A 12729-nucleotide genomic window follows, 5' to 3' on the forward strand; every position below is an offset into this window, starting at 1 on the left:
TCAGCGTCGGCGGGCTTAGACGCCGGCCTGCAGGATACGGATGGTGGTCTCCAGCACATCGCCTTTGACCGCTTCCGACCAGGCTTTCATGTGCGGGGTCTGCAGGTGAGCTTCAAGATGCGCGACGCTTTCCCACTGCTCCACCATGACGATAGAGTCAGGAGCGGTGGTCTGGAAGCTGACGCCAGCGGCATGATCCACCATGGGCGCATAGCCGTGGCAGCCGGCTTCCTGCAAAACGGTCGGAATAATTTTCGCGAACTGATCGAGAACCGCCTGGCGGTGGTGCTGGCCCGGACGGGTACGGATTTCTGCAATCACTGTTAACATGGTTAACTCAACTCCTTCTGTGTGGATCTTGTCATACTCCAGGTTCCAATAACTCGAAATATGTAGAGCATAGACCCCTAGTTAACCAAAAATTTCCGCCAGATGCTTGCGATATTCTGCGATATACCGCGGGACATCAGGCATTTTTATCACGTCGTTGGCGATAAAGGTTGGCAGCGCCTCCATACCCAGGAACTGGTTGGCTTTATGGAACGGCAGGTAAACGCCGTCAACGCCAACGCCGTGGAAGAACTGCTCTTTGTCGGTGAAGGCCTCCATTGGCGCGTTCCAGGTCAGGGAGAGCATATATTTTTTCCCCTGCACCAGGCCACCGGAGCCATATTTTTTGCTGGCGTCGGAGCGGGTACGGCCGTCGCTGGCGTACAGCGAACCGTGGCCTTCGGTAAAGACGTCATCCATATATTTTTTCACCGTCCACGGGGCGCCCATCCACCAGCCCGGCATCTGCCAGATCACCACATCGGCCCAGAGGAAATTCTGCACTTCGGCTTTTACGTCGTACTCGCTTTCGGCGCGAACGCTTTTAACATCGTGCCCGGCGTCGCGCAGATAACTCTCCGCGACCTCGGTCAGGGTGTCGTTCAGTTGGCCATTCGAGTGGGCGAATTTTTTTGCGCCATTGATAATCAGGATGTTGCTCATTAGTTGTCCTCAATCTTGAAAATTTGCCGACGATCTTACCCCGCGAAGCGGGGCAGTAAAATGAGCAAAATGTGCAAAGTCTTTTGCTAAATGAGCAATAATCCCGCTACCAGCCAACGCGGGCTTCGAAGCCGCCGTCGCGGGCGTTGGCAAACTCGACGCGCATGCCATGCAGCGAGGCGATGCGCCGGACGATAGACAAGCCCAGGCCGCTGCCCGGAGCATCCTGACCAGGCGGGCGGTAAAAACGCTCGCCGACGCGCGCCAGCGCCTGCGGGCTAATGCCGGGGCCGTTATCGCGGACCCGAAACTCGCGGGCGTTGAGGGTGATATCGACCTGACTGCCGCGCGGGCTGTAGCGCACCGCGTTATCCAGCAGATTGCGCACCAGCAGGCTGAGGAGCAGCGGCTGGCCGGTGCGGGAGATGCCAGAGGCATTAAGATGCAGGCGCAGCTCAATCCCGGACTGCTGCGCCGGGTGGTACATCTCCATTACCGCCGACTGCAGCAGGTCGTCGATGGCGACCGGCTGCAGGTCGTCCAGCTGGGCGAGCGAGTCCAGCCGCGACAGCGTCAGCAGCTGATCCACCAGACGGGTGGCGCGATCGATCCCCTGATGGAGCTGAGCCAGGGCTTTCTCCCGCCCTTGTGGATCGTCCAGAGAGAGCTGGGCGACTTCAGTCTGCACCTTCAGCGCCGCCAACGGGCTGCGCAGCTCGTGGGCGGCATCAGAGGTAAACCGACGCTCGCGCAGCATGACGTCGTGGGTGCGCTGGAACAGCTGATTCAGGGCTTCGACCAGCGGGCGGACTTCAGGGGGGATCTTCTCCACGCTGAGCGATTCCGCCGAGTCCGGCGCGCGCAAACGCAGCGTGCGCGCCAGATGTTTCAACGGCGCCAGTTCGCGGCTTAACAGCACGATGAGCAGCACGAACATCAGCGGCAGGGCGACCATCCACGGAGTGAGCTGCGAGGTGACAATGTCCATCGCCATTTCGCGGCGATAATCCCACTCCTGGCCGACGGCGATGCGGTGGCGGCCATCGGCGGTGGTTAACCACAGGAAGCGCCACTCGTCATCATCGCCGCGCAGGTAGCCATCGCTAAAGCCCTCACGCTGCGAGTGCCACTGTATATCCTCTCCGTTCTCGCCGTCGTTAAGCACCATTTTGCCGTCGCGGGTGAAGATGGCGAACGCCAGCGCATCGTCGTCGATATGCCCGTGGCGCACCTTTTTCTTTTCCCCGAGCGATGCCGGCGGGGCGCGCAGTTCATCGAAATGCATGGCGCTCAGGCGGCGGGCGAACAGCAGCTGCTGGGTATCAAACAGCTTATCCAGCTTTTTACTGGTCTGCTGCCAGGCGATCACGCTGGCCACGCCCCAGGCGGCGGCGGTCAGCACGGCAAACAGCAGCGTCAGGCGCAGGCGCAGGCTCAGGCGGGCAAGTCGTTTCATGCGTCACCCAGGGTATAGCCGATGCCGTGGACGGTGCGGATAAATTCACTGCCGAGTTTGCGCCGCAGATGGTGGACGTGAACTTCCACGGCGTTGCTGGAGACCTCGTCGTCCCAGTTGTAGAGCTTTTCTTCAATAAGCTTACGCGGCAGCACGCGCCCGGCGTTACGCAGCAGCAGTTCCAGCAGGGCGAACTCCTTCGGCTTCAGCGTCAGGCTTTCGCCGTCGAGGCTGGCGGTTAAGCGGTTCGGGTCAAGGCGTACCTTGCCGTGGCGCAACTCGCTGCTGCTCTGGCCGTGGGCACGGCGGATCAATGCTTCGAGGCGGGCCGCTACCTCAATCAGGGCGAAAGGTTTGCACAGATAATCATCGGCGCCCAGGCGCAGCCCCTCCACCCGCTGGCTGAGCGCATCGCGGGCGGTGAGGATCAGCACCGGTTCATGGCGGCCTTTGTCGCGCCACTCGCGCAGAATATCGAGGCCATCAACGCCAGGAAGAGTGAGATCAAGAATTGCCGCGTCGTAGGGGGCGCTGTATAGGGCGTTTTTGCCCTCCAGCCCGGCGGTAAACCAGTCGATGCTGAAGCCCATTTTGCTTAGCCCGGCCTTAATGCCATCGCCGATTAACTTGTCATCTTCCACCAATAATATGCGCATTTTCCCTCCTGCCAACCCGGCTGCTCTGCGCAGTAAACCGCGTTGCGACCGGGGTTGTACAGCATTAAAATTTCTTTTTTCCCCTTAAGAAGTCGTTAAGTTTTGTCGGGCGTAATAGGAGCCATATCAACACGAAGGGAGAACACATCATGAAGAAAATTGCTGCGATGACCGCGATCGTTGCCCTGGTTTCCATGCCGGCGCTGGCTGCTGGACAGGGCGGGTATACCGGTCCTTCTGCGACCACGCCGGCAAGTTCAACCACCCAGGGCGGCGGCTTCACCGGCCCGAGCGGCGCGATCACCACCGTCACCAATGTCAAATCGCTGCGGGACGATACCTGGGTGACCCTGCGCGGCAAAATCACCGAGCGCGTGTCCGACGATCTGTATAAGTTCCAGGATGCTACCGGAGTGATCAATGTCGATATCGACCACAAACGCTGGAACGGCGTCACCGTCGGCCCACAGGACACGGTAGAAATTCAGGGGGAAGTCGATAAGGACTGGAACTCGGTGGAAATCGACGTTAAACAGATCCGTAAAATCGCGCCATAAGTCTCCGTCGGATAAGCGCAAGATCGGTCAGGCATCGCTATCCTCGCTCTGTCACAGTATGTCGCGAGGAGGAGACGATGAACGATATTAAGGCCAGCCCGGCGTATGTCGGGCGCTTCCAGCGCGTCTGTAGGTACATTGCGCACCATCTTGATGAGCCGCTGTCGCTGGAGATGCTGAGCGCGATAGCGCACAGTTCGCCTTACCATTTTCACCGGCAATTTAGCGCTTATACTGGCATTCCCTTGTACCGGTATATTCAGTGGTTGCGTCTGCGACGCGCCTGTTGGCGCCTGGCGTTCAACCCCCGCGATAAAGTCATCGATATTGCCCTTGATGCCGGATTTCAGAATGCGGAGTCGTTCAGTCGTGCCTTCCGTACCGCGTTTGACCAAAGCCCGACCCAGTTCCGTCAGCAACCGGACTGGGCCGAGTGGCATCGGCGCGTACCGAAACATACGCTACAGGAGCAAACGTCGATGGACGTCAACATTATTTCGTTCCCCACCACCCGGATAGCCGTACTGCAACATCGCGGCAGCCCGGACCTTGTCAACGCCACCGCCGCGCGTTTTATCGCCTGGCGTAAAACGAGCGGATTATCGCCCATCGCCACCTGCGATACCTGGGGGATCGCCTGGGACGATCCGCAGACCACCCCGCAGGGGGAATTTCGTTTTGACATCTGCGGTACGGTCGCACGGCCGGTCGATGAAAACGCCTTTGGCGTGATTAACGGTGAAATCCCCGGCGGACGCTGCGCCGTCGTGCGCCATCACGGCTCGCTGGACACGCTGGCGAACAGCGTTTGGTTTCTCTATCGCGACTGGTTACCCGCTTCAGGCGAGACGTTACGGGATTTTCCGGTGTACTTCCGTTACCTCAATTTTGTCCATGAAGTGGCTGAGCATGAGCTGCAAACCGATATTTATCTGCCGCTGGCCTGATTAAGGTGACGGAATCCTCAACCGATCTCACGGCCTGTGACTCAGGGCGTGAGATCGGGTATTATCGCGGGTAGTTTTGCCGTCCGAACGGTCGGTACCCAGATTGAGGATCCACGATTAATGAGCGATATGGCAGAGCGCCTTGCGCTGCATGAATTTACGGAAAATGCTTACCTGAACTACTCCATGTACGTGATCATGGACAGGGCATTACCGTTTATTGGCGATGGCTTAAAACCGGTCCAGCGTCGCATCGTCTATGCGATGTCCGAACTGGGGCTGAACGCCAGCGCCAAATTCAAAAAGTCCGCCCGCACCGTCGGCGACGTGCTGGGTAAATATCACCCGCACGGCGACAGCGCCTGCTATGAAGCGATGGTGCTGATGGCGCAACCCTTCTCCTATCGCTATCCGCTGGTGGATGGCCAGGGGAACTGGGGGGCGCCGGACGATCCGAAATCCTTCGCCGCCATGCGTTACACCGAATCCCGCCTGTCGAAGTATGCCGAGCTGCTGCTCAGCGAGCTGGGGCAGGGGACGGTCGACTGGGTGCCAAACTTTGACGGCACGCTGCAGGAGCCGAAAATGCTGCCGGCGCGCCTGCCAAACATCCTGCTCAACGGCACCACCGGCATCGCGGTGGGCATGGCGACCGATATTCCGCCGCACAACCTGCGTGAAGTAGCGAAAGCGGCGATTACGCTGATTGAGCAGCCGAAAACGACCCTCGACGAACTGCTGGATATCGTCCAGGGGCCGGATTTCCCGACCGAGGCGGAGATCATCACTTCGCGGGCGGAAATTCGCAAAATCTACCAGAACGGACGCGGTTCTGTGCGCATGCGCGCGGTGTGGAGCAAAGAGGACGGCGCGGTAGTGATCAGCGCGCTGCCGCACCAGGTCTCCGGCGCCAAAGTTCTGGAGCAAATTGCGGCGCAGATGCGCAATAAAAAGCTGCCGATGGTGGATGACCTGCGCGACGAATCGGACCACGAAAATCCGACCCGTCTGGTGATCGTCCCGCGCTCCAACCGGGTGGATATGGAGCAGGTGATGAACCATCTGTTCGCCACCACCGATCTGGAGAAGAGCTACCGCATCAACCTCAATATGATCGGTCTCGACGGCCGCCCGGCGGTAAAAAACCTGCTGGAGATCCTCAGCGAATGGCTGGTGTTCCGTCGTGATACCGTACGTCGCCGTCTGAACCACCGGTTAGAGAAGGTCCTTAAGCGCCTGCATATCCTCGAAGGTTTGCTGGTGGCGTTCCTTAATATCGAAGAAGTCATTGAGATCATCCGCACGGAAGATGAGCCGAAGCCAGCTCTGATGTCGCGCTTTGCCATCAGCGAAACCCAGGCGGAAGCGATTCTGGAACTGAAGCTGCGCCATCTCGCCAAACTGGAAGAGATGAAGATCCGCGGCGAGCAGAACGAGCTGGAAAAAGAGCGCGATCAGCTGCAGGCGATTCTGGCCTCTGAACGTAAGATGAACAATCTGCTGAAGAAAGAGCTGCAGGCCGATGCCGATGCTTTCGGCGACGATCGCCGCTCGCCGCTTCACGAGCGTGAAGAAGCGAAAGCGATGAGCGAGCATGACATGCTGCCGTCTGAGCCGGTGACTATCGTTCTGTCGCAGATGGGCTGGGTGCGCAGCGCCAAAGGGCACGACATTGACGCCCAGGGCTTAAGCTATAAGGCGGGCGACAGCTGGAAAGCCTCGGCGAAGGGCAAGAGCAACCAGCCGGTGGTGTTTATCGATACCACCGGGCGCAGCTATGCCATTGATCCGATTACTCTGCCCTCGGCGCGTGGCCAGGGTGAGCCGCTGACCGGTAAGCTCACGCTGCCGCCGGGCGCGACCGTGGAACATATGCTGATGGAAGGCGACGATCAGAAACTGCTGATGGCCTCCGACGCCGGCTACGGTTTTGTCTGCACCTTTAACGATCTGGTGGCGCGCAACCGCGCCGGTAAAGCGTTGATCACCCTGCCTGACAACGCGCATGTGATGCCGCCGCTGGTCATTGAGGACGAGTCCGATATGCTGCTGGCCATCACCGCCGCCGGGCGGATGCTGATGTTCCCGGTCAGCGATCTGCCGCAGCTGTCGAAAGGCAAGGGCAACAAAATCATCAACATTCCCGCGGCGGAAGCCGCCGCCGGCCAGGACGGTCTCGCACATCTGTTTGTCCTGCCGCCGCAGAGTACGCTGACCATTCACGTCGGCAAACGGAAGATCAAACTGCGTCCGGAAGAGCTGCAAAAAGTCACCGGCGAGCGCGGCCGCCGCGGTTCGCTGATGCGCGGGCTGCAGAAAATTGACCGTGTTGAAATTGACTCGCCGCGCCGCGCCGCGGCAGGCGATAGCGAAGAGTAAGCGCTTCTCCTCCCGTCTTTGACGGGAGGAGGCGAAAAAATGCCGCAAAATCGTTGTTTATTCAGGCGTTGCGATTAACAATGTCCATCATCAGGGACCCAGGAAGAACGGTCCCGGCCTGCGCAGAACTCGTGAGCCTGCCTTCTGCCAGCAGCGAATAATTCTAAGCGGTTTGGGTTTTAGAGGTAGCTATGCTATTCATTTTTCGAGTAATTTTCGTGGTCATTTATTGCATCGTGGTGTGCATACTTGGCTGTCTGTACTGCTTGTTCAGCCCGCGTAATCCAAAACACGTTGCCACTTTCGGCCATCTGTTTGGCCGCTTATCCCCGGTGTTTGGCCTGAAGGTTGAGCTGCGCAAACCTGCCGACGCGGAAAGCTATGGCAACGCGATCTACATCGCTAACCACCAGAACAACTATGATATGGTGACGGCGTCTAACATCGTGCAGGCCCCGACGGTTACCGTGGGGAAAAAGAGCCTGCTGTGGATCCCGTTCTTTGGCCAGCTGTACTGGCTGACCGGTAATCTGCTGATTGACCGTAATAATCGAACCAAAGCGCACGGCACCATTGCTGAGGTCGTTAACGCCTTTAAAAAGCGTAAAATTTCGTTCTGGATGTTCCCGGAAGGGACCCGTAGCCGCGGCCGCGGTCTGCTGCCGTTTAAAACCGGCGCCTTCCACGCGGCTATTGCCGCCGGAGTGCCGATTATTCCGGTGTGTGTCTCGAATACATCGAATAAAATAAAGCTCAATCGCTGGAACAACGGTCTGGTGATTGTGGAAATGCTGCCGCCGGTGGATACCAGCCAGTTCGGTAAAGACAACGTGCGCGCGCTGGCGACGCATTGCCGCGAGCTGATGGCCGCCAAAATCGCTGAGCTGGACAACGAAGTGGCCGAGCGCGAAGCGGCCGGCAAGCAATAAGACAGGAAACGCCGCCACCGCGCGCGTATTGCTGGCGGGAAACGAATTCCCTTTTTCATTTGTCAGTATGTCATGGAGTTAATATGTCACTCAGTCGGCGTCAGTTTATTAAGGCTTCCGGCGTAGCGCTGTGCGCTGGCGCCGCGCCGCTGAAGGCCCATGCCGCCGGCCAGCAGCCTGCGCTGCCGGTTCCGCCGCTGCTGGAATCCCGTCGCGGTCAGCCGCTGTTTCTGACGCTGCAGCGTTCGCACTGGTCGTTTACGCCAGGCACCCGCGCCCCCGTCTGGGGGATCAATGGCCGCTATATGGGGCCGACGATCCGCGTCTGGAGCGGAGACGACGTCAAGCTTATCTACAGCAACCGTCTGACAGAGAACGTCGCGATGACCATCCGCGGCCTGCAGGTGCCGGGCCCGCTGATCGGCGGCGCGGCGCGCATGATGTCGCCGAACGCCGACTGGGCGCCGGTGCTGCCGATCCGCCAGAGTGCGGCGACGCTGTGGTACCAGGCCAATACGCCGAACCGGATGGCGAAGCAGGTCTATAACGGTCTGGCCGGCATGTGGCTGGTGGAGGATGAGGTGAGCAAGAACCTGCCGATCCCTAACCACTATGGCGTCGATGATTTCCCGGTGATAATTCAGGATAAACGGCTGGATAACTTCGGCACGCCGGAATATAGCGAACCGGGCAGCGGCGGCTTCGTCGGCGACACGCTGCTGGTCAATGGCGTGCAGAGCCCCTATGTCGAAGTGTCGCGCGGCTGGGTGCGACTGCGCCTGCTGAACGCCTCCAACTCCCGGCGCTATCAGTTACAGATGAGCGATGGCCGACTGCTGCATGTCATTTCCGGCGACCAGGGGTTCCTGCCGGCGCCGGTTTCGCTCAAGCAGCTGTCGCTGGCGCCGGGAGAACGGCGTGAAATCCTGGTCGATATGACCAACGGCGATGAAGTGTCTATTACCTGCGGCGAAGCGGCGAGCATTGTCGACCGTATCCGCGGCTTTTTTGAACCGTCCAGCATTCTGGTCTCCACGCTGGTGCTGACCCTGCGCCCGACCGGGCTGCTGCCGCTGGTCACCGACAGTCTGCCGGTGCGTCTGCTGCCGACCGAGCTGCTCTCCGGTACGCCGATCCGCAGCCGGGATATCACCCTCGGCGACGATCCAGGGATTAACGGCCAGCTATGGGATCCGCAGCGTATTGATATTACGGCGCAGCAGGGAACCTGGGAGCGCTGGACAGTGCGCGCCGACCGCCCGCAGTCGTTCCATATTGAAGGGGTGATGTTCCAGATCCGTAACGTCAACGGTTCGACCCCTTTCCCGGAAGACCGCGGCTGGAAGGACACCGTGTGGGTCGACGGGCAGGTCGAACTGCTGGTCTACTACGCCCAGCCGTCGTGGCCGCACTTCCCGTTCCAGTATCTGAGCCAGACGCTGGAGCTGGCCGACCGCGGTTCGATTGGCCAGATGCTGGTGAATCCTGCGCCATAATCTCTTCGACCCTGGCCGGCATACGGTCAGGGTTTGAGAAAATCCTCCTTCATTTCCACTATCATTCCGGCTTATAATCCACGCCCTTTTGGTTATTTTTTTATCATTTTCCCCGGAAGCAATATGAGCGCAATATCCCTGATCCAACCGGATCGTGACCTTTTTTCCTGGCCGCAATACTGGGCTGCCTGTTTCGGCCCTGCGCCATTTTTACCGATGTCGCGTGAAGAGATGGATCAACTTGGCTGGGATAGCTGCGACATTATTCTGGTGACTGGCGACGCCTACGTCGACCACCCGAGCTTCGGGATGGCCATCTGCGGCCGTATGCTGGAAGCGCAGGGGTTCCGCGTGGGGATCATCTCCCAGCCGGACTGGAACACCAAAGACGACTTCATGCGTCTAGGCAAACCGAACCTGTTCTTCGGCGTGACCGCCGGCAACATGGACTCGATGATCAACCGCTACACCGCCGACCGTAAGCTGCGTCATGATGACGCTTATACCGCCGGCAACGTGGCGGGCAAGCGTCCGGACCGCGCCACCCTGGTCTACACCCAGCGCTGTAAAGAGGCGTGGAAAGATGTGCCCGTGATCCTCGGCGGCATCGAAGCCAGCCTGCGCCGTACCGCCCACTATGATTACTGGTCCGATACCGTGCGCCGCTCGGTGCTGGTGGACTCCAAGGCCGATATGCTGATGTTCGGCAACGGCGAGCGTCCGCTGGTGGAAGTGGCTCATCGCCTGGCGATGGGCGAAACCATCGATCAGATCCGCGATGTGCGCAATACCGCCATCATGGTGAAAGAGGCCCTCCCGGGCTGGAGCGGCGTTGACTCTACCCGTCTGGATACCCCGGGCAAAATCGACCCCATCCCGCACCCGTATGGCGAAGATCTGCCGTGTGCCGATAACAAACCGGTGGCCCCGAAAAAAGCCGAGGCTAAAGCCGTTGTCGTGCAGCCGCCGCGGCCAAAACCGTGGGAAAAGACCTATGTGCTGCTGCCCTCCTTCGAGAAGGTGAAAGGCGATAAGGTCCTGTACGCTCACGCCTCGCGCATTCTGCACCATGAAACCAACCCCGGCTGCGCCCGGGCGCTGATGCAAAAGCACGGCGAGCGCTACATCTGGATCAACCCGCCGGCAATCCCGCTCTCCACCGAAGAGATGGACAGCGTTTTCGCGCTGCCCTACAAGCGCGTGCCGCATCCTTCCTATGGCGATGCGCGCATCCCGGCGTATGAGATGATCCGCTTCTCTATCAACATCATGCGCGGCTGCTTCGGCGGCTGTTCGTTCTGCTCGATCACCGAGCACGAAGGACGCATTATCCAGAGCCGTTCTGAGGATTCGATCATCAATGAGATCGAAGCCATTCGCGACACGGTGCCGGGCTTTACCGGCGTGATCTCCGATCTCGGCGGACCCACCGCCAACATGTATATGCTGCGCTGCAAATCGCCACGAGCCGAGCAGACCTGTCGCCGTCTCTCCTGCGTCTACCCGGATATCTGCCCGCACATGGATACCAACCATGAGCCGACGATCAACCTTTACCGTCGCGCCCGCGAGCTGAAGGGCATCAAGAAGATCCTTATCGCCTCCGGGGTACGCTATGACATCGCGGTCGAAGATCCGCGCTATATTAAAGAGCTGGCGACCCACCACGTCGGCGGCTATCTGAAGATCGCGCCGGAGCATACCGAAGAGGGCCCGCTGTCGAAGATGATGAAGCCGGGAATGGGCAGCTACGACCGCTTTAAAGAGCTGTTCGACACCTATTCGAAGCAGGCGGGTAAAGAGCAGTATCTGATCCCGTACTTTATCTCCGCCCACCCGGGGACCCGTGATGAAGACATGGTGAACCTGGCGCTGTGGCTGAAGAAGCACCGCTTCCGTCTCGACCAGGTGCAGAACTTCTATCCGTCGCCGCTGGCGAACTCGACCACCATGTATTACACCGGCAAAAACCCGCTGGGCAAGATCGGCTATAAGAGTGAAGAGGTGGTGGTGCCGAAGGGTGATAAACAGCGCCGTCTGCACAAAGCGCTGCTGCGCTACCACGATCCGGCCAACTGGCCGCTGATCCGTCAGGCGCTGGAGGCGATGGGCAAGAAACACCTGATTGGCTCTCGTCGCGACTGCCTGGTGCCGGCGCCGACCCTGGATGAGATGCGCGAAGCGCGTCGCCAGAACCGTCATACCCGCCCGGCGCTGACCAAGCACACGCCGATTGCGCATCAGCGTTCTAACGGTGGCGCAACGGCGAAAAAGCCCGTCAAACGGGGTAAAGTCGCCGGGCGTTAAGCCTGACTTTGCGCCCGGCTGCGTTTCGCTGGCCGGGTGGTTTCTCAAGCCGGGCACGCATCAGCGCAGCCCGGCTTTTTTACCTGTTATCCGCCAAACTGATCCGGGTCAGGACCCAGACGCTTGCCCTGATCCAGCTTCGCAATCTCACCCAGCTCCTCTTTATCCAGGCGGAAATCCCAGACGTTAAAGTTTTCAGCGATGCGCGACGGCGTGACGGATTTCGGGATCACCACCAGACCGCTGTCGAGATGCCAGCGGATGACAATCTGCGCCGGCGTTTTACCATATTTATCAGCCAGCTGATGGATGACTTTCTGATCGAAGACGCCCTTACCGCCCTGGGCCAGCGGGCTCCAGGATTCGGTCTGGATCTTGTGGGTGGCGTTCCAGGCGTGCAGCTGCCGCTGCTGAAGCAGCGGATGCAGCTCTATCTGGTTGATCACCGGCGCGACGCCGGTTTCATCAATCAGCTTCTGCAGATGCGGCACCTGGAAATTACACACGCCGATGCTCTTCGCCAGCCCCTGCTGCTGCAGCTCAATCAGCGCCTGCCAGGCCTCGACGTAATGGCCGATAGCCGGCACCGGCCAGTGGATTAAATAGAGATCCACATAGTCCAGTTTCAGCTTGCTGAGACTCTCTTTCAGCGCCTCGTGTGGCCGTTTTTGATCGTCGTTCCATAGCTTGGTGGTGATGAACAGCTCATCGCGATTGACGCCAGCGCTTTGCAGCGCGTTGCCGACGCCAGCCTCATTTTGGTACGCGGCGGCGGTGTCAAAAGAGCGATAACCGACTTCCAGCGCCTTATGAATGGCGGAGACGACTTCCTCGTTGCCAGCTTTCCACACGCCGAGACCCAGCTGCGGCATCAGGTTGCCGTCGTGTAGTTTTATAACGGTTGGATGTGTCATGCCTTCCTCCTGTTAATGAACTCGGCGAAGCAGGATCCGCCGAGGGGTAGCATTAAGTCTGGACGAAATAGCTAAAAACGGTAGTAAAAACACCC

Annotated in this window: 11 protein-coding genes; 6 read left to right on the plus strand and 5 right to left on the minus strand. The window is 59.3% G+C overall.

Annotated elements, in window-relative coordinates:
• Positions 1 to 15: 15 nt before the first annotated feature.
• The 4 genes from ABLU50_RS16670 to qseB form a co-directional block, all read right to left on the minus strand.
• A complete protein-coding gene (locus ABLU50_RS16670) occupies positions 16 to 330 on the minus strand; it encodes a putative quinol monooxygenase (RefSeq protein WP_004205233.1) in 315 nt (104 codons plus the stop codon).
• 81 nt (positions 331 to 411) lie between these two features.
• The gene (locus ABLU50_RS16675; RefSeq protein WP_023319164.1) at positions 412 to 993 is read right to left on the minus strand and encodes an NAD(P)H-dependent oxidoreductase; all 582 of its coding nucleotides are present in this window, start codon (positions 991 to 993) and stop codon (positions 412 to 414) included.
• A gap of 106 nt (positions 994 to 1099) precedes the next feature.
• Positions 1100 to 2449, minus strand: a complete 1350-nt coding sequence (qseC, locus tag ABLU50_RS16680; protein ID WP_023319163.1) for a quorum sensing histidine kinase QseC — start codon at positions 2447 to 2449, stop codon at positions 1100 to 1102.
• Complete coding sequence (qseB, locus tag ABLU50_RS16685; RefSeq protein WP_023319162.1) at positions 2446 to 3105, minus strand: quorum sensing response regulator transcription factor QseB; 660 nt, start codon at positions 3103 to 3105, stop codon at positions 2446 to 2448. The genes qseC and qseB overlap by 4 nt, the downstream gene beginning before the upstream one ends.
• 149 nt (positions 3106 to 3254) lie before the next feature.
• Here qseB and ABLU50_RS16690 point away from each other — a divergent pair, with 149 nt between their 5' ends.
• The 6 genes from ABLU50_RS16690 (at position 3255) to ABLU50_RS16715 (ending at position 11720) form a co-directional block, all read left to right on the plus strand.
• Complete coding sequence (locus ABLU50_RS16690; protein ID WP_048325749.1) at positions 3255 to 3662, plus strand: YgiW/YdeI family stress tolerance OB fold protein; 408 nt, start codon at positions 3255 to 3257, stop codon at positions 3660 to 3662.
• A gap of 77 nt (positions 3663 to 3739) precedes the next feature.
• Complete coding sequence (locus tag ABLU50_RS16695; protein WP_057212935.1) at positions 3740 to 4609, plus strand: AraC family transcriptional regulator; 870 nt, start codon at positions 3740 to 3742, stop codon at positions 4607 to 4609.
• A gap of 120 nt (positions 4610 to 4729) precedes the next feature.
• Positions 4730 to 6988 carry a DNA topoisomerase IV subunit A gene (parC, locus tag ABLU50_RS16700; RefSeq protein ID WP_087833152.1) on the plus strand — a complete coding sequence of 753 codons (2259 nt, stop codon included), beginning with the start codon at positions 4730 to 4732 and terminating at the stop codon, positions 6986 to 6988.
• A gap of 191 nt (positions 6989 to 7179) precedes the next feature.
• Positions 7180 to 7917 carry a 1-acylglycerol-3-phosphate O-acyltransferase gene (gene plsC / locus ABLU50_RS16705; protein ID WP_004205223.1) on the plus strand — a complete coding sequence of 246 codons (738 nt, stop codon included), beginning with the start codon at positions 7180 to 7182 and terminating at the stop codon, positions 7915 to 7917.
• Between the two features lie 83 nt (positions 7918 to 8000).
• On the plus strand, positions 8001 to 9413 hold the full coding sequence (ftsP, locus tag ABLU50_RS16710) for a cell division protein FtsP (RefSeq protein ID WP_004205222.1): 1413 nt from the start codon (positions 8001 to 8003) through the stop codon (positions 9411 to 9413).
• Between the two features lie 33 nt (positions 9414 to 9446).
• The gene (locus tag ABLU50_RS16715) at positions 9447 to 11720 is read left to right on the plus strand and encodes a YgiQ family radical SAM protein (protein WP_072140373.1); all 2274 of its coding nucleotides are present in this window, start codon (positions 9447 to 9449) and stop codon (positions 11718 to 11720) included.
• An 86-nt stretch (positions 11721 to 11806) separates the two neighbouring features.
• Here ABLU50_RS16715 and dkgA read toward each other — a convergent pair whose 3' ends face one another.
• A complete protein-coding gene (gene dkgA, locus ABLU50_RS16720; protein WP_004205220.1) occupies positions 11807 to 12634 on the minus strand; it encodes a 2,5-didehydrogluconate reductase DkgA in 828 nt (275 codons plus the stop codon).
• Positions 12635 to 12729: the final 95 nt, after the last annotated feature.

This window comes from Klebsiella sp. GG_Kp173, from assembly GCF_040062415.1.
GTDB lineage: Bacteria > Pseudomonadota > Gammaproteobacteria > Enterobacterales > Enterobacteriaceae > Klebsiella > Klebsiella quasipneumoniae.

Bases quoted from the DNA above. Each gene is read 5' to 3' on its own strand.
- dkgA (WP_004205220.1), bottom strand. From the start codon at position 12,634: ATGACACATCCAACCGTTATAAAACTACACGACGGCAACCTGATGCCG.
- qseB (WP_023319162.1), bottom strand. From the start codon at position 3,105: ATGCGCATATTATTGGTGGAAGATGACAAGTTAATCGGCGATGGCATT.
- ABLU50_RS16690 (WP_048325749.1), top strand. From the start codon at position 3,255: ATGAAGAAAATTGCTGCGATGACCGCGATCGTTGCCCTGGTTTCCATG.
- parC (WP_087833152.1), top strand. From the start codon at position 4,730: ATGAGCGATATGGCAGAGCGCCTTGCGCTGCATGAATTTACGGAAAAT.
- qseC (WP_023319163.1), bottom strand. From the start codon at position 2,449: ATGAAACGACTTGCCCGCCTGAGCCTGCGCCTGCGCCTGACGCTGCTG.
- plsC (WP_004205223.1), top strand. From the start codon at position 7,180: ATGCTATTCATTTTTCGAGTAATTTTCGTGGTCATTTATTGCATCGTG.
- ABLU50_RS16670 (WP_004205233.1), bottom strand. From the start codon at position 330: ATGTTAACAGTGATTGCAGAAATCCGTACCCGTCCGGGCCAGCACCAC.
- ftsP (WP_004205222.1), top strand. From the start codon at position 8,001: ATGTCACTCAGTCGGCGTCAGTTTATTAAGGCTTCCGGCGTAGCGCTG.
- ABLU50_RS16695 (WP_057212935.1), top strand. From the start codon at position 3,740: ATGAACGATATTAAGGCCAGCCCGGCGTATGTCGGGCGCTTCCAGCGC.
- ABLU50_RS16675 (WP_023319164.1), bottom strand. From the start codon at position 993: ATGAGCAACATCCTGATTATCAATGGCGCAAAAAAATTCGCCCACTCG.